The organism is uncultured Xanthomonas sp., from assembly GCF_964278005.1.
Classification (GTDB): Bacteria; Pseudomonadota; Gammaproteobacteria; order Xanthomonadales; family Xanthomonadaceae; genus Xanthomonas_A; species Xanthomonas_A sontii.
The window spans coordinates 1-21,585 of sequence record NZ_CAXYKF010000019.1; the positions used below are offsets into that span (position 1 = coordinate 1).

14 protein-coding genes are annotated in these 21,585 nt (G+C 71.2%); 3 read left to right on the plus strand and 11 right to left on the minus strand.

The window, feature by feature from the left end; genetic code table 11:
* Window positions 1–446 precede the first annotated feature (446 nt).
* Complete coding sequence (locus ACHWVH_RS12535; protein WP_394687283.1) at window positions 447–1,625, plus strand: benzoate/H(+) symporter BenE family transporter; 1,179 nt, start codon at window positions 447–449, stop codon at window positions 1,623–1,625.
* Window positions 1,626–1,646: 21 nt separating this feature from the next.
* On the opposite strand, the gene bphP is transcribed toward ACHWVH_RS12535, so the two are convergent.
* From bphP to ACHWVH_RS12560, 5 genes are all read right to left on the minus strand, one after another.
* A complete protein-coding gene (gene bphP, locus ACHWVH_RS12540) occupies window positions 1,647–3,551 on the minus strand; it encodes a bacteriophytochrome BphP (protein ID WP_394687284.1) in 1,905 nt (634 codons plus the stop codon).
* Complete coding sequence (locus ACHWVH_RS12545) at window positions 3,548–4,147, minus strand: biliverdin-producing heme oxygenase (protein ID WP_295929004.1); 600 nt, start codon at window positions 4,145–4,147, stop codon at window positions 3,548–3,550. Before ACHWVH_RS12545 ends, bphP begins: the two co-directional genes overlap by 4 nt.
* A 157-nt stretch (window positions 4,148–4,304) precedes the next feature.
* Window positions 4,305–5,555, minus strand: coding sequence for a TCR/Tet family MFS transporter (locus tag ACHWVH_RS12550; RefSeq protein WP_394687285.1), 1,251 nt, complete (start codon window positions 5,553–5,555; stop codon window positions 4,305–4,307).
* Between the two features lie 815 nt (window positions 5,556–6,370).
* On the minus strand, window positions 6,371–8,641 hold the full coding sequence (locus ACHWVH_RS12555) for a lytic murein transglycosylase (RefSeq protein ID WP_394687300.1): 2,271 nt from the start codon (window positions 8,639–8,641) through the stop codon (window positions 6,371–6,373).
* A 273-nt stretch (window positions 8,642–8,914) separates the two neighbouring features.
* Complete coding sequence (locus ACHWVH_RS12560) at window positions 8,915–9,307, minus strand: YchJ family metal-binding protein (RefSeq protein WP_081613356.1); 393 nt, start codon at window positions 9,305–9,307, stop codon at window positions 8,915–8,917.
* A 96-nt stretch (window positions 9,308–9,403) separates the two neighbouring features.
* Between ACHWVH_RS12560 and ACHWVH_RS12565 the strand changes: the two genes are divergently transcribed.
* Entirely contained in the window at window positions 9,404–10,177 is a 774-nt protein-coding gene (locus ACHWVH_RS12565; RefSeq protein WP_017912277.1) for a TSUP family transporter, read from the plus strand.
* Between the two features lie 92 nt (window positions 10,178–10,269).
* Here the strand turns inward: ACHWVH_RS12565 and ACHWVH_RS12570 are convergent, their stop codons facing one another.
* The 6 genes from ACHWVH_RS12570 to ACHWVH_RS12595 form a co-directional block, all read right to left on the minus strand.
* Window positions 10,270–14,094 carry an ATP-binding protein gene (locus ACHWVH_RS12570; RefSeq protein WP_394687286.1) on the minus strand — a complete coding sequence of 1,275 codons (3,825 nt, stop codon included), beginning with the start codon at window positions 14,092–14,094 and terminating at the stop codon, window positions 10,270–10,272.
* 95 nt (window positions 14,095–14,189) lie between these two features.
* Window positions 14,190–14,879: a DUF4194 domain-containing protein gene (locus tag ACHWVH_RS12575; RefSeq protein WP_267097575.1), complete on the minus strand. Its 690-nt coding sequence runs from the start codon at window positions 14,877–14,879 to the stop codon at window positions 14,190–14,192.
* The gene (locus ACHWVH_RS12580; RefSeq protein WP_295926463.1) at window positions 14,866–16,335 is read right to left on the minus strand and encodes a DUF3375 domain-containing protein; all 1,470 of its coding nucleotides are present in this window, start codon (window positions 16,333–16,335) and stop codon (window positions 14,866–14,868) included. Before ACHWVH_RS12580 ends, ACHWVH_RS12575 begins: the two co-directional genes overlap by 14 nt.
* A 31-nt stretch (window positions 16,336–16,366) precedes the next feature.
* On the minus strand, window positions 16,367–16,966 hold the full coding sequence (gene folE / locus ACHWVH_RS12585; protein WP_017909619.1) for a GTP cyclohydrolase I FolE: 600 nt from the start codon (window positions 16,964–16,966) through the stop codon (window positions 16,367–16,369).
* Between the two features lie 169 nt (window positions 16,967–17,135).
* Window positions 17,136–18,485 (minus strand): MFS transporter, encoded by a 1,350-nt coding sequence (locus ACHWVH_RS12590; protein ID WP_394687287.1) that lies wholly within the window; start codon window positions 18,483–18,485, stop codon window positions 17,136–17,138.
* Window positions 18,486–18,581: 96 nt separating this feature from the next.
* Window positions 18,582–19,127, minus strand: coding sequence for a YdeI/OmpD-associated family protein (locus tag ACHWVH_RS12595; protein WP_267119730.1), 546 nt, complete (start codon window positions 19,125–19,127; stop codon window positions 18,582–18,584).
* 337 nt (window positions 19,128–19,464) lie between these two features.
* Between ACHWVH_RS12595 and ACHWVH_RS12600 the strand changes: the two genes are divergently transcribed.
* Window positions 19,465–21,573, plus strand: coding sequence for a methyl-accepting chemotaxis protein (locus ACHWVH_RS12600; RefSeq protein WP_394687288.1), 2,109 nt, complete (start codon window positions 19,465–19,467; stop codon window positions 21,571–21,573).
* Window positions 21,574–21,585: the final 12 nt, after the last annotated feature.

The window sequence follows — 21,585 nt, forward strand, 5'->3', positions numbered from 1 at the left end:
TGTTTCCGTCAACACCTCATTTCGAGGCGGTTGACGCTGGTTCGTCTTCAAACCCGAAGGCTTTTCGTCGAACCGAGCCGCCCATCATAGCGGCTTTTTTCTTGCCGTCAACACCTTTTTGATCAGGGAGTTGACGCCGCCTCTTCATCCAAACCCGCAGGCTTTTCCTCGAAGCGAGCCGGCCATATTAGCCGACTTTTTCACGCTGTCAACACCCGATATTCGCTAGGTGTTTCCGGCCCCGCCTGCCTCTGTCGCGCCGAAGCTCGGCAGTTGCGTAGCGAGCCGCGCAGTTTAATGGCACCGAAAAAAAGGTCAACCGTTTTTTGCGCGCCCTTGCAGCGCTGCGTGCTGCCACGCTCTCCTATCTATTGGTAAGGGGGCGGCACAGCCGATCGCCGGCGTTTGCCCGAGAATGCAGGCTGCGCTCCACCATGGAACTCCGCATGACCGCTGCTGCCCGCGCGCTCTGGCGCGACGCTTCGCTGCCCGCGCTGATCGCCGGCTTCGTCACCGTGCTGGTCGGCTTCACCAGTTCGGCGGCGATCGTGTTCGAGGCTGCGCGCAGCGTCGGCGCCTCGCAGGCACAGATCGCGTCCTGGATGTGGGCGCTGGGGCTGGGCATGGGCCTGACCTGCATCGGGCTGTCGCTGCGCTACCGGATGCCGGTGGTCACCGCCTGGTCCACGCCCGGCGCGGCCTTGCTGATCGGCAGCGGTGGCGGACTGCCGCTGTCCGATGCGATCGGCGCCTTCGTGGTGGTGGCGGTGTTGTCTGCACTCGCCGGGTTTTCCGGCTTGTTCGAACGCCTGCTGCGGCGCATTCCGCTGTCGCTGGCCTCGGCGATGCTGGCCGGGGTGCTGCTGCGCTTCGGCCTGGACGTGTTCGTCGCGATGCAGCACCAACTGGCCATGGCCCTGGCGATGTTCGCCACCTATCTGCTCGGGCGCCGCACCTTCCCGCGCTATGCGGTCATCGCCACCCTGTTGGTCGGCATCGCCGTGGCCGCGGGCAGCGGCACGCTGCACCTGGAGGCGGCGCAGTTGCGCCTGGCGCAGCCGGTGCTGGTGTGGCCGACGCTGTCGTGGCAGGCGCTGTTCGGGATCGCGCTGCCGCTGTTCGTGGTGACGATGACCTCGCAGAACCTGCCCGGAGTGGCAGCGATCCGCGCGTCCGGCTATGCGGTGCCGATCTCGCCGACCATCGGCTGGATCGGCGTGGTCAACACGCTGCTGGCGCCGTTCGGCGCCTACGGGCTGAACCTGGCGGCGATCACCGCGGCGATCTGCATGGGCCGCGAGGCGCAGGAGGATCCGCAGCGGCGCTACATGGCCGCGGTGTTCGCCGGGGTCTTCTATCTGCTGATCGGCGTGTTCGGCGCCACCGTGGCCGCGCTGTTCGCGGCCTTTCCCAGGGAATTGGTGATGGCGATCGCCGGCATCGCGCTGTTCGGCACCATCGGCAACAGCCTGGCCTCGGCGCTGCGCGAGGAACATGAGCGCGAGCCGGCGCTGATCGCGTTCCTGGTCACCGCGTCGGGACTGTCGCTGTTCGGTATCGGCGCGGCGCTGTGGGGCCTGCTGGCCGGTGCGGCGACGCTGGCGCTGTGGCGGCGCAGCCGCTGAGGCCGCGCCGCCGCACCGGACTCAGCGCGGATCGCGCAACTGCAGCAACCAGTGGCTGGACACGCCGGAGTGATCGGGCAGCGGTTCGAAATCGAACTGGCGGTGCACGGCGGTGGTGCCGTCCACTCGCAGCGGCAGGGTGACGTAGGCGGCTCGGCCCTGCCGCAGCAGCGTGTCGATACGCTGGGTCTCCGCCAGCACGGCCTCGCTGGCGTACAGGCGCTCCAGGTCGCAGCCGATCAATTCTGCGACCTCGCGCTCGTACAGGGCGGCGAAGGCCTCGTTGACGAAGGCCAGGCGGCTGCGCCGCGCGCCCTCGCCGCGCTCGACGATCGCCACCGGCTCGCGCAGCCGCGACAGCGAGGCCTCCAATAGGGCGAAATCCTGCTGGAAGCGCTTGCGCTCCATCAGTTCGATCAGCACCCGCAGGCTGCGCGCCGATTCCAGGCTGATCGGCGACCAGGGCCGTGCGCGGCCACGCACGGTCTCCTGCCACAGGTCGAAGCTCTTGCGCGGCGACAGCCGCGAGCCGGCGATGTCCTGCAGCTTGGCCAACTGCGGATTGCCCGCCCAGTTGACCGTGCGCACCTGTTCGCGGCGGGTCCACAGCAGCGCGCTGCGCGCCTGCGGCATCAGCGGCACGAAGATGAAGCCGGCCGCCAGCGGCGCCAGATCGGCCAGCGCCGGGAAGGTCTCGCCGATCTGGTCCGAGTGCAGCGCGCCGACCGCGTCGTGGCGCAGCGCTTCGTGATGGGTGGACTCGATCTGCTCGCGGATCCGCGCCAGGTCCTCGGTGGCCGGCAGCATGCCGTGGCGGGTGACGTGGTCGCCATGGAACACCGCGACGCCGTCGGCATCGACCACGTCGAGCAGGTCCGAGGCCATCTCGTCGAGCATCGACGCGGTGAGCATCTCGGCGTCGTTGAAGTTGGTGATCAGCTTCTCGCGCACGGTCAGCAGCACCGACTCGGTGCGCGCGCGCGCCACCGCGGTGATCGCACCGATGCGCCCGGCCAGCGCCCGGCTCAGCGCATCGGCGACATCGCGCATCTCGTGGTTGCAGAAATACGGGCGGTAGTGGTGGCAGGCGATCAGGCCCCACAACGCATCGTTGACCACGATGGAGGCCACCAGGGTGGCGGTGACGCCCATGTTGGCCAGGTATTCCAGGTGCACCGGCGAGACGCTGCGCAGGCTGACGTCGCTCAGGTCCACCGGCGCGCGCAGGCGCGGATGCAGGGTGGGCTGGATCGGCGACGGCACGTAGCCGACGTTGGCGATCTGGCGCACGCGGTTGCGCAGGTACAGCGCGCGGGCCTGCGCCGGAATGTCGCTGGCCGGATAGTGCAGGCCGAGATACGGCTCCAGTTCCGCCGCGCGCGCCTCGGCGACCACGTCGCCGTTCCAGTCGTCGTCGAAGCGGTAGATCATCACCCGGTCGTAGCCGATCAGGCTGCGCAGGCTCTTGGCGGCGCGTTGGCAGGCCTCCTCGATGCTGTGGTCGGCCTCCAGCCGGCGCAGCACCGGTAGCGCTTCGCGCAGGGTGGCATCGGCCAGCGGCGCGTCGCGCGGCTCCAGTTCCAGCAGCCACTGCTCCGGATACAGATGCCAGGCGCCGACCCAGCGCTGCGTGGCGGCCGCGTCCTTGAACCCCACTTCGACATAGGCCAGGTCGCTGCGCTCGGCCGCGTCGGGCAACAGACGCGTGCGCGGATCCTCCAGCACGAGCAGGGCGTCGTAGCGCTGTCCGAGCAATTCGTCCAGCGGCCGGCCGAACAGGTCGGCGGCACTGGCGCTGGCCTGGACGATGCGCCCGTCCTGCGGCTCGATCACCAGCAGCACGCCGTGCGGCTGCACCGATCCAGGAATATGGATGGGCTCGCGTGCGCAGGCGTCCATGTCCAGGGGCACGACGATGTCGCTCATGCGGCGATCTCCAGGGCGAAGTGAGTGTGGAAGTGCGCGAACATGGCGCGGGCGCCGTCGACCGCGGCCTGCTGCAGCGGCGCGCTCGGCAAGGCCCGCTCCAGCCGCTGCTGGAAGTGTCGCCAGGCGGCCGGGTCGGCATGGCCGAGTTCGAAATAGGACAGGGCCGGCGCGGCGGTGGGCAGGGTCTGCCGCAGGTGCCGGGCGATCACCCGGCCGCCCAGGCGCGAGCCTTCGACCACGTAGAGCATGCCCCAACGCGCGCCGACGTCGACGGCCGGCGGCAGCGGCTGCAGCGCTGGCGGCGCCGCCCGCAGCGCGTGCAGATCCTGCGCCAGCAGCGGGGTGCGCGGCTGGTACTGCCAGTGCGCGTCGCCGCAGTCGCGCAGCCAGGCCGCTTCGCGCTGTTCCCAGCCGGCCAGCACCGCGTGATGGCGACGCAGCACCTGCACGTAGTCGGCCAGCGACAGCGCCGGATCCATCAGCGCGCGCATCGCCGGCAGGTCTTCCACCGCCTGGTGCTGCTGCGCAGTGGCCTCGCGCAGCAAGCGCGCAGCGGTCAACGGCAGGGCGGTTCCGTCGGGAGGGGACATCATGCAGGCGACTGGTACAGCAGCCGGCCGGCCGCGACGAAAGAGAGGACACAGCGTAACAATCGCGACCGCGCGGTGCCAGGCGAGGCAGCGCGGGAGCCGCGACGCCCATCCCAGCAAGCTGAGCCGTTCACGCCGGCCGCGCCGCCTGCGCCGCGCCTCAGCCGGCGGCCACCCCGGCAGCCGGCATTCGCGCACGGCGCCAGGCCACGATCCAGCCGCCGCCCAGCAGCAGCGCCGCCAGCAGCCACGGCACGCCAGGGAAGTGCAGCAAGGCATGCGGGCCGATGAAGGCGGCGAACACCCACGCGTACAAGAGCGGCCCGATCACCCCGGCCAGGCTGACCAGGCTCATCAGTGCGCCCTGGATGCGGCCCTGCGCGTCGGCGCCGACGTGGCGGGTGACGATCGCCTGCGCCGCCGGCCCGGCCACCGCCCATAGCGCGCTGATCGGCACACCGAGCAGGAACAGCGCGCCGCTGCCGGCCACGCTGTAGATGGCGAAGCCGATCACGCCGCAGCCCAGGCCGAACAGCAGCGCGCCGCGCTCGCCGAAGCGGCGCACCACCCGCGCCACCAGCACGGCGTTGACCACGATGCTGCACACGCCGACCAGGGCCAGCACCCAACTGACCTGTTTCGGTCCCCAACCGAAGCGGTAGTCGGCGAACAGCACGAAGATGCTCGGGTAGACGTAGTGCGCCAGGTTGGCCAGGAAGATCACCGCGGCCAGCGCGAACACCTGCGGGTAACGCTGCAGCAGGCGTAGCGCGCCGAACGGATTGGCATGCGCCCAGTCCACCCGCGCGGTGCGCCGTTCCGGCGCCAGCGATTCGGGCAGCACCCACAGGCCGTAGAGGAAGTTGAGCAGGGCCAGCCCGGCGGCGAACCAGAACGGCGCGCGCAGGTGCAGGCTGCCGAGCCAGCCGCCCAGCAGCGGACCGACCACGAAACCGACGCCGAACGCGGCGCCGATGATGCCGTAGGCCTGGGCGCGCTTGTCGGCCGGGGTGATGTCGGCGATGTAGGCGTTGGCCGAGGTGAAGCTGGCCGAGAACACGCCGGAGACCATGCGTGCCAGCAGCAGCACCGGCAGGCTCTGCGCCAGCGCCATCACCATGAAGTCCACGCCCAGCCCCAGGCACGAGGCCAGGATCACCGGGCGCCGGCCGTAGCGGTCGGACAATGCGCCCTGCAGCGGCGCGCTGACGAATTGCAGGGCGGCGAACAGGAAGCCGAACCAGCCGACCCAGCGGGCCGCGGCAGCGAAGTCCCCGCCGGTGAAGCCGCGCACCAGCGTGGGCAGCACCGGGATGATGACGCCGAAGGACAGCACGTCGATCAGCAGGGTGACGAAGATGAAGGCGACCGCGGCGCGGCGTGAGCGGACAGTGGGAGTCGGAGCGTGCACGGCAGGCCTCCTGGCGGACGCGGCAGTGTAATCGGCGTACCTGGTCATCGGCGCACCCGTGGGTGTGGAAGGTGACCGATTGGAACGGGCGGCGTGCCTGCGACACCGTGGTGGCTCGGCTGGCCGTCGCGGGAGCGCTTGCACCGCGACCGGTGGGGTCATGGCGTCGGGACTGAAGTCCCTCCCACAGAAGCATCGGGGCTGGCCAATTGCGGGTCAGGGCTCGACCCTTTCTGCACCAGCGGCGCAGCCAGGCCGCTTGCCGTAGGGGAGGTTTCAACCGCGACCTGAGGGACCGAGGTGTCGGGACTGAAGTCCCTCCCACAGAAGCATCGGGGTTGGCCAATTGCGGGTCAGGGCTCGACCCTTTCTGCACCAGCGGCGCAGCCAGGCCGATTGTCGTAGGGGCGGTTTCAACCGCGACCTGAGGGACCGAGGCGTCGGGACTGAAGCCCCTCCCACAGAAGCGTCCGGGCTTGCTGATTGCGGCTCGAAGCCCAAGCCCCCTTCCTGCACCAGCGGCGCAGCCAGGCTGCTTGTCGCAGGGGCGGTTTCAACCGCGACCTGAGGGACCGAGGCGTCGGGACTGAAGTCCCTCCCACAACAGGGTCGAGGCTTGGCGGATTGTGTCGGAACCGACGTCCTCTACACCGAGCGACTCCCCTCTCCCGTCGGGAGAGGGGTCGGGGTGAGGGTCCGGCGGAGGCAGCGGCGCCACTCATGCCATCAAGGCGCGGCGGCGCAGCAGTGACGGCCGGACCGTCACCAATGCCGACTGGCGGGCCGCAGCAGGTGGTGCCGCCGTCCGGCCGGGGTCACAACGCCGCGACAGAGATCGTCTGCTGCAGCACGTGCTGGGCGCCCGGGGCCAGTTCGATCACCTCGGGTCCGGCGTTGGCCGCTTCCAGGCACACGAACTGGCGCCAGTGCGGTCCGACGTCGGCCATCTTCTGTGCGCCGGCCTCGCCCGGGTTCCAGGCCACCAGCGTGCGGCTGCCGGTGGTGGCGATCTCGATGCGGCGCTGCAGGCCCGGGTCCAGCAGGGTGTAGCGGCCGCCGGCGCCGGTGTAGATGCGGTCGCTGCGGCCGGGGTCGCGCGGATCCTGCAGGCTCCAGTCGCCGTGCTGGCGATGCGGTGTGGCGTAGTTCTCGAACTTGTCCAGGTACTCCAGGCCGTCCAGGCCCTGCACCCGCACCTGGGTAGCGTCGGCGACGCGGAAGTAGTTGTGCAGCGCCTGGGTGAAGCGGGCGGGCGCGGTGCCGACATTGTCGGTGACCAGGCGCTGCTCCAGGGTGGCGCCGATGCGCAACTGCATGCGCAGGCGCAGCGGCAGGTCGTCGAAGTCCGGCGGCGCCAGGGTCAGCACCAGGCTGCCGTCGGCCTCGCGCCGCGCGTCCTGCAATTGCCAGGGCACGGTGCGCACGAAGCCGTGTGCGGGCACGGCGTCGCTCTGGCCCTGGCGGCCGAAGTACGGCCAGCACACCGGGGTGCCGCCGCGGATCGGGGTCGGCGTGGGCTGCGCGCTCGGCGACAGCCACAGCGCGTCGGTGCCGCCCTTGGGCACGAACGACAGCACCTGGCCGCCGAACAGGCTGATCGCGGCGGTGGACTGCGGGGTCTCCACCAGCAGCGAGGGATAGCCGTGGAAGTCGCCTGTGCTCAGGCCGGGGACGTCGGACATGGGGTGGATGCTCCGTGGCGCGGGGGATTGGGCGAAGGCCGGGTAGGCGGCCGGCAGCCGGAATGCGGTGGGCGGCGTGCCGCCGAACGGCGTCTTTGTAGGTGTAGGTGCCGGTGCTGGCGACGATGTCGGTGCAGGCGATTGCGGCGGCGTGGCCGGTGTCGGCACGGGCGTCGCAGGCGCGCTGCCGGCCTCGCGGCGCAGCGCATCGAGGATGCGTTGCCCGGCGCGACCGTCGGCCGGCTGCAGGCCCAGGCGTTGCTGCTCGGCCTGGATCGCACGGCGGGTGGCGGTGCCGATGGCGCCGTCGGCCTGGCCGATGGCGTGGCCGCGCGCCAGCAGCAGGGTCTGCAGTTCGCGCCGCTCGGGGCGGCCCAGGCCCGGATCGTCGGTCGGCCAGGCCGCGACCAGCCCGGGCTTGCCGCGCAGCCGGTCGGACAGCAGCGCGATCGCCAGCGCATAGCTTTCGGCGGCGTTGTAGGCGTAGATCGCGTCGTAGTTGCGGAACACCAGGAACGCCGGGCCATGCACGCCGGCCGGGATCAGCACCGCTGCCGGCGTCTGCGCGGCCAGCGCCGGCAGCGCGCCGCCGTCGGCGGCGGTGAGGCCACGCGCGCGCCAGTCCGACAGCGGCCGGCGCTGGGTGCGCCCGGCCAGCGCCGGGTCGAAGCCCGCCGGCAGCTTCACCTCCAGCCCCCACGGCTGGCCGCTCTGCCAGCCGGCGAGCTTGAGATAGTTGGCGGTGGAGGCCAGCGCATCGGGAATGCTGGCGACCAGGTCGCGGCGGCCGTCGCCATCGCCGTCCACGGCGACGCGGGCGTAGGTGCTTGGCATGAACTGGGTATGGCCGAAGGCGCCGGCCCAGGACCCGGTCAGGCCTTCGGGGCGCAGGTCGCCGGCCTGCAGCAGCTTCAGCAGCGCGAACAGTTCGCTGCGGAAGAACGGCTGGCGACGGCCTTCACAGGACAGGGTCAGCAGCGACACCAGCAGCGGACGCTTGCCGGAGATGCGGCCGTAGTCGCTCTCCACGCCCCACACCGCGACCACCGTCTCCGGGTCGACACCGTACTGCTGCGCCACCTGCGCGAGCAGGTCGCGATGCGCGGCGAGCATGGCGCGACCATCGTCGATGCGCTGGCTGTCGACCAGGCCGGCCAGGTAGTCCCAGATCGGCGTGGTGAACTCGGGCTGGGCGTCGAGCAGCGGAAGCACGCTCGGGTCCGGCTGCAGACCGGCGGTGAAGCGGTCGAAGGACGCCTCGGCGACACCCGCCTTCGCCGCGGCCGGGCGCAGGCCGGCCACGCAGCTGGCGAAGGCCGGATCGGGCGTGGACGGCGCCGCCGCGGGTGGGGTCTGCGCGAGCGCGCACGGGGCCGCCAGCAGCAGGATCCAGGCCAAACGCATCATCGCAACATCCTCGCCGACGGCAGGGCCGACATCATAAACAACCGCCGCGTGTGCGCTCCGCTCACGCGGCGCGGGCGGCAGGCACGCGACCGGCAGCGCGCGTTCCGAGCGTGGCCTGGTTGGCGGATCGCGCGGCACGACGTCGCGGCCGCGACACGCATGGCGTTCCGGCCGCTGCGGCATTCCGTCGGAGCGCCAGAGGGCCAACGCTTGCCCCGCCAACGAACGGCGGTGTGCAGGCGTGCGCCCCGCCAGCGCGACGCGCGACGCTCAGTCCAGCGCGTCGAGGTAGTACCAGCGCCCATCCTCGCGCACGAAGCGGCTGTGCTCGGTCATGCGCACGGCGCTGCCGCCGCCGATGCGATAGCGCGCCAGGAAGGCGACTTCGGCACTGTCGGCGCCGGTCTGCAGCACGCGCTGCACGGTGAGGCCGAGCCACGCCGTGCGTGGATCGATCTCCACCTGCGGCGGACAGGTCGACGGATGCCAGCTCGCGCGCAGGTAATCGGCGTCCTGGCGCACGTAGGCGCTGTAGCGGGAGCGCATCAAGGATTCGGCATCCGGCGCAGGGGTGCCGGCGTGGTACGGCCCGCAGCACTGCGCGTACTCGCGCGGACGGCCGCAGGGGCAGGGATCGGCAAGGCGCGGGGCGGACGGAGACATGCGCCGATTGTGCCGGCTGCGGCGACACGGCGCACGCCGCGCACGCGTCGCGGCCGGTGGCGGCTATGCTTGCGGCCCCTTGCGCGGAGCGCCGGCGTGCTCGAGTCGATCCCCACCGAACTGCCCTGGCTGCTGTGCATCGCCTTCGTCGCCGGGCTGGTGGACGCGGCGGTGGGCGGCGGCGGCCTGATCCAGTTGCCCGGGCTGTTCGCGACCTTGCCGCAACAGGCGCCTGCGGTGATCCTGGGCACCAACAAGTTCAGTTCCATGGCCGGCACCGGCACCGCCGCCTGGCGCTATGCGCGCCACGTGCGCCTGCCGTGGCGGCCGGTGCTGTATGCGACCGCCGCCGCGTTCGTGTTCGCCTTCCTCGGCGCCACGGCGGTGAGCCTGCTGCCGAAACAGGCGGTGCGCCCGCTGATCCTGGTGCTGCTGATCGCGATGCTGGGCTACACGCTGGTCAAGAAGGACTTCGGCGCGTTGCACCGCCCGCGCCACATCGGCCGCCGCGAATTGGCGATCGCGCTGGCGATCGGCGCGGCGATCGGGTTCTACGACGGCTTCTTCGGGCCGGGCACCGGCAGCTTCCTGATCTTCCTGTTCATCCGCTTCTTCGGCCTGGATTTCCTGCGCGCCTCGGCCGCGTCGAAGGTAGTGAACCTGGCCACCAACCTGGCCGCGCTGTGCTTCTTCGTGCCCAGCGGCAAGATCCTGCTGGCCGCGGCGGTGCCGATGGCCGTGGCCAACGTGGCCGGCGCGGTGACCGGCACCCGGCTGGCGCTGCGCGGCGGCACGCCGTTGATCCGGCAGTTGTTCCTGGTGCTGGTGGTGGTGCTGATCGGCAAGATGGGCTGGGATCTGCTGCACTGAGTGCAGTGCGCGGCACCGTGTGGTTGCCGCGTGTCTCCCCTCGCACCGATGTTGCCGCGCGCGCGCCCGATCGGCACGTACGCAAGCGCCGCTCAGTGGCCGCGGCGCTTGCCGCTCGCAGGCGGCGTCTTGACTGCTGCCGCCTTGGCCGGCTTCGCAGGTTTGCTGCCTGTGCCTGCTTTCACCGGCTTCGCCGACGCCGACCGCGCGGCTGGCCGCGTTGCCGCGGACGCAGCTGCCGCAGCCGCGGTGGACGTGCGTGGCGCCTTCGCCGAGGTGGCCTTGGCCGAGGACGGCGCGGCACGCGTGCCGGCGCGTTTGCCCGGCGCCGCTGGCGACGCCTTGCGCGGGGTCGACTTGGCGCCATTGCCGCGGCCATCGCGCGCCTTGGCGGAGGCACGCGCCGGCGTGGCAACGGTGTCTGCCACAGTCGCTGCGCCGGGCTCGGCGATGGTGGCCGCTGCGTCCGCGGCCGGCGGTGGCAGATCGGCGCCAGCCTGGTCCACCGCCACGCCGGATTCCACCGCAGGCGTCGCCGCGTCGTTGCGGCTGCGCTCGGGCAGCTTCAACCGGTGCGCCTGCTCGTCGTATTCGATCAGCAGCACGCCGGAGTTGTGGCGGCCGCTGATCTCGACGAAGCAGGCGCCGCCGATGAACGGCTCCAGCGTCATCACCGACTTCAGCGGCGTGGCCACCACCATCTGGAAACCGAAGTTCTCGAAGATGTTCATCGCCAGCGCGGTGAACTCGTTGTCGGCCTTGTCGAAGGCCTCGTCCAGCACCACTGCGGCATAGCGCGGCAGTTCGCCGTCTTCGCCGCCGAGCTGGTAGCGCAGCGCCGCGGCCAGGCAGGTGGTGGCCAGCTTCTGGCGCTGGCCGCCGGATTTGCCGGCGCCGCTGCGGTAGATCTCCACCTGCGCGCGGCTGTCCGCATCCAGTTCCACGCCGACGAACTCCACATGCTGGCGCACGTCCAGCACCTGCTCGCGCCAGCGCCGCAGCTCCGGCTCCTGCGCACCGAGCCGCTGCACCAGCCCGCGCAGCATGGCGAACTGCGCCTCGGCCAACGCACGATCTTCGGTCTGCTGATGGCCGAGCACGGCGCGCAACTGCTGCTGGAACTCCTGCACCTCGAGCAGGCGCCGGTCGCTGACTTCGATGGTCAGCAGGGTGCCGCGGTTGAACGGCACCTGTTCCAGGCTGGCATTGACCTCGTCCATGCGCTGCTTGATCGCCTTGTGCGCTTCGGCGGTGTAGCGCTGCAGGGCCAGCAGGTTGTTCTTGCTCTGGGTCTGCAGCAGGTCGAAGAAGCGGCCTTCGTGGCGCGGCAGGCCGTCGCTCTCCAGCCGCTGCAGGCGCGCCAGGAAGTCGTCGGCGCTGGCCAGGCTGACGGTGAAGTCGCCGCTGTCCTCCGGCCATTGCTGGCAGTAGCGGCGGAAGCAGTCCAGCACCTGCTGGCTCAGCCGCGCGTCCTGCGCCTGGCTCTGCGCCAGCTGTTCGCCGAGGCCACGCTCGACGCTGCGCAGATGCGCTTCCAGGTTGTCCAGGCTCAGCGGCGGCAGCGCCGCCAGGCGGGCGTCCAGCCCCGCCACCTGCGCCGGGCCGATCACCGCGGTGGCCACGCGCGCGGCGCAGGTCTCGCGCTGCGCCTCCAGGCGGGCGCGCTCGCGGCTCAGCTGGGCGCGCTCCAGGCGCACGTCCTCGTAGGTGCGGCGGGCCTGGTCGCGGCGCGCGCGGACGGTGGCGATCTGCTCGCCCAGCGCGCGCAGCGCGGTGTCGCCTTCGCGCAGTTGCAGCAGTTGCTCGGCGATGTCGCTCAGGCGCTGCAGCTTGGGCGCGACGTCGATCTCGTCCCACTCGCGCTCGGCCAGGGTGTGCGCGGCCAGTTGCCGGCCCTGGTCCTGCTCGCGCTGCTTGCGCAGAGCGGCGACGTCGGCATCGCAGGCGGCGATGCGCTGCGCCAGGGTCTGCCCCTCGCGCTCGTAGACCTTGAGCTTGTCGCGGTTGTCGTAGCCGAGCAGCCAGCGCTTGCGGTCGCCGACGGCGTGGCGGTCGTCCTTCTCGTAACGGTCGCCCGGATGCTTGACCTGGCCTTCGCGGGTGATCGCGCGCTCGGCGTCGCGCAACTGCGCCACGGTATCCACGCAGGCGTAGTCGAAGCGCCGGGCCAGCTCCTGGCGCAGCCACGGCGCATAGGCATGGTCGCGCAGCTGCAGCTTGCGCAGCAGCGACCTGGCGTCGGGCTCGCGGTGCTGCAGCGGCGCGTTGTGGCGCACCCGGAAGTACACCAGGCGGGTGCCGAGCTGGGTCTTGTTGACCCAGTCGGCGACGCTGGCGTAGTGGCGTTCGTCGACCAGCAGCGACTGCGCGAAGCCGTGCAGCACGCGCTCGATCGCGCCGCGCCAGGCAGCCTGGTCGGCCTCCACCTGCACCAGCTCGCCGACGAACGGCAGGGCGGCTTCGGGCAGGCCGGTCTCGGCGCACAGCCGCGCGCGCAGCGCCTGCATCGGCGCGGGAATGCTCGAGGGCGCCTTCAGCAGCGCCTCGATCTCGGTGCGGATGACCGCGAAACGGCGTTCGTCCTCGCGGCGCTCGGCCATGCGCTCGGCGATCGCCTCGTCCAGGCTGCTGGCCTCGCCGGCGACGCCGTCGCGCAACGCGCGCGCCTGCGCCACCTGCTCGGCAAAGCCGCTGGCGCTGCCGGCCAGGCCCATGCCGAGTTGGCGGCAGGCCTGTTCGACCTGGCTGCGGCGGCGCATGCGCTCGTCGCGCTCGCGCTCGACGCGGCCGCGTTCGCGCTCCAGCGCCTCGACCTGTTCGCCGCCCTGCGCGCGCTGCTGGGTCTCCAGCTCGGCCAGGGTCTGCTCGTGGTTGTCCAGCGCTTCGCGGCGCTGCCCTTCCTCGCCGGCCAGGCCGCGGTCCTGGGTGTCCAGTTCCAGCAGGCGTGCATCGAGCAGGGCCAGGCGGCGCTGCTCGCGGTAGCCGTCGATGCCCAGCTGCAGTTCGCGCAACTCGCCGACGCTGTGGCGCAACGCCAGCAGTTCGGCGTGGTAGTCGCGCGCCGGGGTCAGGGTTTCCACCTGGCGCCGCGCGGTCACCACCGCGTGGTGCGCGCCGTCGAGTTCGGCAAAGTCCTCGACCAGGCGGTCGGCCGCCTCGAAGGTGCGCGGCTCGTCGAGCATGAAGCTGCGCAGGAACGCGTTGAGATCGCCCAGATTCTTCGCCGACTGGGTCTTGTGCAGCAACCGCAGCGCCATCTCGTTGCCGATGCCGAGCAGGTGGCGGAAACGCTCGGCGTAGCCGGCGAAGCTGTCGAAGTGGTGCACGTCCTCGCCCAGGCGCAGCTTGAGCCGGCGCAGGTCCAGGTCGAAGCCGTCCAGCTCGGCGGCCACGTCGAAGCCGCGCGGCACCACCATGTAGTGCTTGCGCACGTCGGCCGCGGCGGTGCCGCTGCCGGCGATCCAGAACAGCCGCACCAGGCTCACCGCCTGGCCCTGCGCGTTGCGGTACTCCAGCGCCAGCGCCGACCAGGTCGCGCCCTTGCGCAGGTACTGGGTGGCGATCTCGCCGGAGGCGCTGTCTTGCTGGTCGGCCCAGGCGCCGCGCACGTAGGACACCAGGCTGCGGTCGCGGCCGCTGCGCTCGGCCTCGCGCGCGGCGGCGTTGAAGTCGACGATGCTCGGCGGGGTCAGCAGCGCCGACATCGCATCGAGCAGGGTCGACTTGCCCGAACCGGAGCGGCCGACGAACAGGAAGCCCTTCTCGGCGATCGGCACGTCGGTCAGGCCGTTGAATGTGCCCCAGTTGTGCACCTGCAGGCGGCGCATGCGGTACTGCTGCGCGCGCTGCTCGGCCAGGGTTTCGGCGAACAGGGACGGGGCGACGGGGACGGTGGACGATTCGGACAGGGACGTCATCGGGAACTCATCGGAAAACGGGGACGGCCGCCACGGCGGCCGGCGCACGGTGCAAAGCGGGCGCTAGGCGTGCGCGACGTGCGGGCACGGGCCGGTCACGGCGCCGCCTCGGCCACGCCGTCACGCAGGCCGCGATAGGCCGCCGACAGCGCCTGCACGTCCTCGGCCGAGAACAGCAGCTTCAGCGCGGGCGAGACTTCATAGCGGTCCTCGCTGCCGCGCAGCTTGGACAGCAGGTGGTTGTCGCGCATCTTGGCGATCGCCGCCAGCACCCGCCGGGCGAAGCCGGCGCGGTCGGTGGACACGTTCTTCTCGTACACCGACAGCACCTCCAGCAGCTGCGCCTCGTCGACCACCGCGCGCTCGCCACGGGTGTCGGCCTCGGCCAGTTGCTGGCGCAGGAACAGCAGCAGCACCGACTCGATGAAGGTCAGCGGCGCGGTGCGCAGCAACGCCGGGGTCTCCAGCTCGCCGGTATCGGCCTGGCGCGCGAACGCCACACCGCCATCGCGGTCCAGCACCAGTTCCAGGAACAGCTCGCTCAGCACGCGGCGGACCGCGGCCTCGTGGCGCAGCAATGCCTGCCACAGCGGGCCGTGCCGGTAGGCATCGACGCTGGGGCCGGACAGCAGCTGGCACAGCGCGCGCCGCGCCTCCAGCGGCAGGCTGCCGTTGTCGCCGGCGAACAGCGCGGTGCCGCCATCGGCCGCAGCGGACGTGGCGGCGGCCGCGGCGACATCGCCGGCATCGGCGTCGTGGCCGTGGAATTCGTCAGACCAGTTCATTGCGTTTTTCCTTGGTGAACCACACCAGCGGGATGCGCGCGCGCCGGACCTGGCCGTCGCCGCCCTCCCATTGCACCGCTTCCCATTCGCCGTCGACCACCACGCCATGGCGGGTGCCCAGCGCCAGGTAGCCGATCACGCTGCCCAGGCCCTGCGCCGCCGGGCGCTGCCGCAGCGCCTCGCCGATGCTCAGTTGCGGCTGCCGGCCGAGCAAGTCGTGCAGGTCGTTGCGCAGGCCGCGCAGGTCGATCTCCGACTGCGCCACCAGGTCGCCGACGCTGTCCAGCGAGATCGTCGCCGCCTCGGCCGCCTGCACCCGCCCGTCCACCAGCTGGCTGCGCGGGTCGTGCAGGCGCCACTGCGACGGCGAGCGCAGCCGCGCGCTGCTCAGCGGCAGCACGTAGCCGGTGGCCGCGGTGGCATGCAGCTGGTCGCGCAACTGCAGCGCCTCGCCCTGCGCCTGCTTCAGCAGCTGGTTGAGCCGGCGCTGTTCCAGGTAGCCGCGGCTCTGCACGAAGCCGCGCAGGCTGCGCGCGAAATGCTGCATCACCTCGTGCACCTGGCCGCCGCGTTCGAGCAGGGTCCCGGTGAGCCCGCGCAGGAAGGCGCGTTCGTGGCGGTCCAGGCGGCGGGCGAAGCCGCGCGCCAGCAGCGCCTCCAGCGCCGCATCCAGCTGCACGCTCTGCTCGGCATCGTTGAGCAGACTCCAGAACGCCTGGAAACTGCGCCCGGCCTCGCTCTCGCCGATCACGTCGATGCCGGCGAACAGCTTCTCCAGCACGTCGCCGCGCGCGCCCTCGTCGTCGATGATGCGCTCGCGGAACTCGCGGTTGAGCCGCTCGAAATCGTCGCGGACCCGGCGGAAATCCTCGGTCAGGTCGTCGGACAGGCGGATGATGTCGCGGGTGCGTTCGAGCGCGCGCTTGCCGTCCAGCGCGGCCAGCTTGCCGGCGGCGACGCGCTCGATCTCCGCGTCCAGGCGCTCGCGCTCGGCGCGCAGCGCGGCCAGGCGCGCGTCCGGATCGGTCTCGGTCTGCCCGGCCAGTTGCACCAGCTGCTGGATCACCAGCGACAGCCGGCTCTCGGTGGCCACGCTGGCACTGTCGCGCACGCCGGCGATGAAGCGGATGGCCTGCGCCGCCTGCCGCGACAGTTCGTATTCTTCCTGCGCGTCGCCTTCGGGCAGGCGCCGCTCCAGCCAGCCCTGCGCCAGCCAGTGCGCCACGTAGGCCTGCGCGGTGCGCGGCAGTTCGCGCGACAGCTCGTCGTCCTTCAGCGCATCGAGCTGGCGCTGCAGGCGCTCGTGCAGCACATCGGCCGGCAGCCGCCGCTGGGCGTCGCCAAGCAAGGTCTGCAGCAGGCCGATCAGCTCGGGGGCATGGTCGGCAGCGAGCAGTTTCCACAACGGCTTTTCGCGCAACTGGCGATAGCCGGCGATCCGGACATGCGGCTTCATGCAGGAACCGACCGCCACCGCATCCGCAGACTCAGCGCACGCGCTCGATGAAGCGCAGGAACTCGGCGCGGGTGCGCGCGTCCTCGCGGAAGGTGCCGAGCATCTTCGAGGTGACCATGCTGACGCCGCGCTTGTGGATGCCGCGGGTGGTCATGCACTCGTGCGCGCCTTCCACCACCACGCCCACGCCCAGCGGCTGCAGCACGTCCTGGATGCACTGGGCGATCTGCGCGGTCATCTTCTCCTGCACCTGGAAGCGCCGCGCGTAGGCCTCGACCACGCGCGCCAGCTTGCTGATGCCCACCACCTTGCCGCGCGGCAGGTAGCCGACGTGGACCTTGCCGATGATCGGCGCCATGTGGTGTTCGCAGTGGCTTTCGTACTCGATGTCGCGCAGCACGATCAGCTCGTCGTAGCCGGCCACTTCCTCGAAGGTGCGCAGCAGGTACTCGCGCGGGTCGGCGCGGTAGCCGCTGAACCAGTCGCCATAGGCCTCGGCCACGCGCCGCGGGGTGTCCAGCAGGCCCTCGCGGGTGGGGTCTTCGCCGGCCCAGCGCAGCAGGGTGCGCACTGCGTCTTCGGCCTGCGCCTGGGTCACCGGGGGAGTGGAGCTGTTGTCGGAATCGGCCATGGGGGGAACGCCCGTAAGGGGGCTGCATGGTACCCGAGTCGCCTGGCAGCCGCCGCATGCGCGGCCTCCGCGCGGCGGGGCGACCCGGCCGATACCGGGTGCGCCGTTCAGCGTCCGCCTGCTCCGCGCCCGGGCGGCATGCGCATCGCCCGGGCCGGCGCCGCGCCGGTCAGCGCCGGCGCGCGTGCATCTCGCCCTCGTGGTCGAGCCAGTTGGACCCCTTGTTGGTCAGGAAGAACATGTACACCACCAGCGACACCGCGATCACCGCCGTGGCATACCAGACGAAGGTGGTGACGTGGCCGGTCTTCAGCGAGGCCTGGTACAGCAGCGGCGCGGTGCCGCCGAAGGCCGAATTGGCCAGCGCATAGCCCAGGCCCACGCCCAGCGCGCGGATATGGGTGGGGAACAGCTCGGCCTTCACCACCGCGTTGATCGAGGTGTAGCCGGTGAGGATGACGAAGCCGGCGGTGAGGATGGCGAAGGCGCTCAGCCAGTCGCTCTGCCTGGGCAGCTCCAGCACCAGGAACCAGGTGTAGAGCACGCCGCCGATGCCGAAGAACACCAGCAGGGTCTTGCGCCCGATCAGGTCCGACAGCCAGCCGCCCACCGGCTGCATCAGCATCAGCACGATCAGCGCGGCCAGGTTGATGATGGTGCCGGCCATGACGTCGTCGCCGGCGAAGGCGGTCTGGATCATCTTCGGCCCGGTCACCGAGTAGGTGTAGAACGCCACGGTGCCGCCGGCGGTGATCAGGAAGCACAGCAGCAACGGGCGCCACTGGTGCACGAACAGCTCGCGCAGCGAGCCGGAGGACCTGTCCTTGCCCTGCTTGGCCGCGGCGATGGACTCGGAGGTCAGCGATTCGTCCATCGTGCGCCGCAGCCAGAACACCACCAGCGCGCCGATGCCGCCCAGGCCGAAGGCCACGCGCCAGCCCCATTCGGAAATCTGGCCCTTGTCGAAGAAATGCAGCATCCCGAACAGCACCGCCTGCGCCAGCACGTGGCCGCCGACCAAGGTGACGTAGTGGAACGAGGACAGGAAGCCGCGCCGCCCCGGGATCGCCGCCTCGGACATATAGGTGGCGCTGGTGCCGTACTCGCCGCCGGTGGCGAAGCCCTGCAGCAGGCGCGCCAGCAGCAGCACCACCGCCGCGGCGCCGCCGATGCTGGCCACGGTGGGCGTCACCGCGATCAGGAACGAACAGGCCGCCATCACCGACACCGACACCGTCAGCGCCAGGCGGCGGCCGTAGCGGTCGGCGAAGCGGCCGAAGTACCAGGCGCCGATCGGACGCATCAGGAAGGTCACAGCGAAGATCGCCCACACGTACAGCGTGGCGTTCTTGTCCTCCTTGGAGAAGAACTGCGATTCGAAGTAGGTGGCGAACACCGAGTAGACGTAGACGTCGTACCACTCCACCAGGTTGCCGGCCGAGCCCTTGAGCGTGTTGGACACCGAGCGGCGCAGGCTGCCCGGTGCGGCGGCGGCGGACGGAGAGGTGGATGCACTCATGCGGTGGGCCTCATGGATGGACGTCACGGAGTATAGGCAGGCGCTTGCGAGGATCCTGTCGCGACGGCGGCCACGCCGGGCGTGCGCGCCCTGCCCTCATTGCGCCTGCGGCGCGGCGAAGGCCTTGCTGTACATGCCCGAGCGGTCGAAGCAACAGACCCGCCGCTTGCCCGCGGCGAGCATGTCGCAGGTGCTGGCGATGCGCTTGACCCGCGTCTGCGCCTGCTTGCCCGCGCCGATCCAGAAGATCCAGTCGCGCCGCGCCACCGTGGTCAGCGTGTCCCAGGCCGCACGCGCAGGCGGATGCGCGGCCAGCGCGCGCGCCAGGTCGTCGGGCAGCACGGGTTCCGGTTCCACCGCCGCCGGCGCGATCTCCAGGGTCACCGTGGTACCGACCTCGACCGCCGCGGCCGCCCACAACGCCTCCTCGACCTGCAGCCAGTGGCCGCCTTGCCCATCGGGTTGCAGCGTGGCCTGAAACGGATGCCCGGCGAACCGGCCCTCCACGCTGGCCAGGCCACGCGTGGGCAGCGCGGCGCTGGCCGCCGCAGGCAGCAGCAGGAAACACCAGGACGCGTCCGGCGGCGTGGCTGGACGCAGCAGTGTCGCCTGGAAGCGGATCGGGTCGGCGGCGCCGGTCATGCCCGGACCTTAGCACCGGCCACGCGCGGTGCCATGCTGCACCCGCGCGCGGCGGCGGCGCGACGCGCTCCTGGTCTTGTCGCTCGCCAGGCACTACGCGCTGCCTGACCTGCCCGGCGGCCACCGCCGCGGCAGACCGGCACAACGTCACGTTACCGATACGGCACAGGGGACGCCCTCGCCCCTTCCCTTCAGTTCGACAGGCCACCGCCGCTATCCATGCGCCGGCCCGGGGGACCCGCGCCATGCGCGCGTCACGCGGGCGCAGGCAACCTGCCTGCCCGTCCGCCGTCACCTACCGTCGATCCCTCTTCCTTCCCCCCATTCCCCCGATCCCATGCACGCCCTTTCCAATCTGCGCATCGGCCAGCGCCTCGCGCTCGGCTTCCTCACGATCATCGTGCTGATGGTCCTGCTCACCGTGGTCGGCATCCAGCGCGTGCACAGCATCGACCAGCGACTCACCGCGATCAACGAAGTCAACAGCGTCAAGCAGCGCTACGCGATCAACTTCCGCGGCAGCGTGCACGACCGTGCCATCGCCCTGCGCGACGTGGTGCTGCTGGACGATGCGGCCAGCCGCCAGGCGACCGAGCAGACCATCGACAAGCTGGCCGGCGACTACGCGCGCGCCGCGCAGCCGCTCGATGCCCTGCTCGCCGTCTCCAGCGACGCCCAGGAGAAAACCATCCTGCAGCGCATCCAGGGCATCGAAGCGCGCACCATGCCGCTGATCACGCAGGTGCGGCGGCTGCGCGATGCCGGCGACACCGTGCAGGCGCAGGCGCTGCTGCTGCAGCAGGCGCGCCCGGCCTTCGTCGACTGGCTGGCCAGCATCAACGCCTTCATCGACCTGCAGGAAGCCAAGAACCGCCAGGCCGCCAAGGAAGCGATGGCCACTGCGCGCGGCTTCGCCCTGCTGATGGTCGGCTGCACCGTGCTGGCGCTGCTGCTGGGCACGCTGATCGCCCTGCTGCTGACCCGCCGCGTGGTGCGGCCGCTGCGGCAGGCGCTGGGCCTGGCCGAGCGCATCGGCGCCGGCGACCTGAGCAGCCCGGACACCGTCACCACCCGCGACGAGGCCGGGCAGTTGCTGCGCGCCATGCAGCAGATGCAGCGGCGCCTGCACGAGGTGATTTCCGCACAGCGCGAGATGGCTGCGCGCCACGATGCCGGCGCCATCAGCTATCGCATGGATGCGCAGCGCTTCCCCGGCGAGTACGGGCGCATGGTCGCCGATACCAATGCCCTGGTGGATGCGCACGTGCAGACCCAGTTGCGCATCACCGAGGTGATGGGCCGCTACGCCATCGGCGACCTCAGCCAGGACATCGCCCACTACCCCGGCGAGAAGGCCGCGATCACCGCGGCGATGCAGCAGGTCAAGCAGAACCTGCACGCGATCAACGTGCAGATCCAGACCCTGGCCGAAGCCGCCTGCGCCGGCAACTTCGCCCACCGCGGCCAGCCGGAGAAGTTCGAGCACGCCTTCCGCACCATGGTCGAGAACCTCGACACCATGATGGCCACCGCCGACGCCAACCTGGCCAAGTTCTCCGCGCTGCTGCGCTGCATCGCCGACGGCGACCTCACCGTGCGCATGAGCGGCAACTTCCACGGCGTGTTCGCCGCCATGCGCGACGACGCCAACAGCACCGTGCACCGCCTCACCGACATCGTCGCGCACATCCAGCGCACCACCAACAGCATCGGCTTCGCCGCCGAGGACATCGCCAGCGGCAACCAGGAACTGGCCAAGCGCAGCGAGCAGCAGGCGGCCAGCCTGGAAGAGACCGCCGCCTCGATGGAGGAACTGACCTCCACGGTGAAGCAGAACGCCGAGCACGCCCAGCGCGCCAACCAGCTGGCGCTGGGCGCGGCCGGCGTGGCCAGCGAAGGCCGCGACGTGGTGGGCCAGGTGGTGGCGACCATGGATGGCATCCAGGCGGCCTCCAGGCGCATCGCCGACATCATCGCGGTGATCGACGGCATCGCCTTCCAGACCAACATCCTCGCCCTCAACGCCGCGGTGGAAGCCGCACGCGCCGGCGAACAGGGCAAGGGCTTCGCGGTGGTGGCCGCGGAGGTCGGCACGCTCGCGCATCGTTCGGCCGGCGCCGCCAAGGAGATCAAGACCCTGATCGACGACTCGGTGCAGCGCGTGGCCCACGGCGCCACGCTGGTACACCAGGCCGGCGCCACCATGGACCAGGTGGTGGCCAGCGTGCAGCACGTCACCGACCTCATGGGCCAGATCTCCGCCGCCTCGCACGAGCAGGCCAACGGCATCGCCCAGGTCAACCAGACCATCGCGCGCATGGACGAGACCACCCAGCAGAACGTGGCGCTGGTGGAAGAAGCCAGCACCGCGGCGCGCTCGCTGGAGGAGCAGTCGGCGCAGCTCACCCAGGCGGTGGAAGTGTTCAAGGTCGGCGCCTACGTCTGATCCACGCGCACG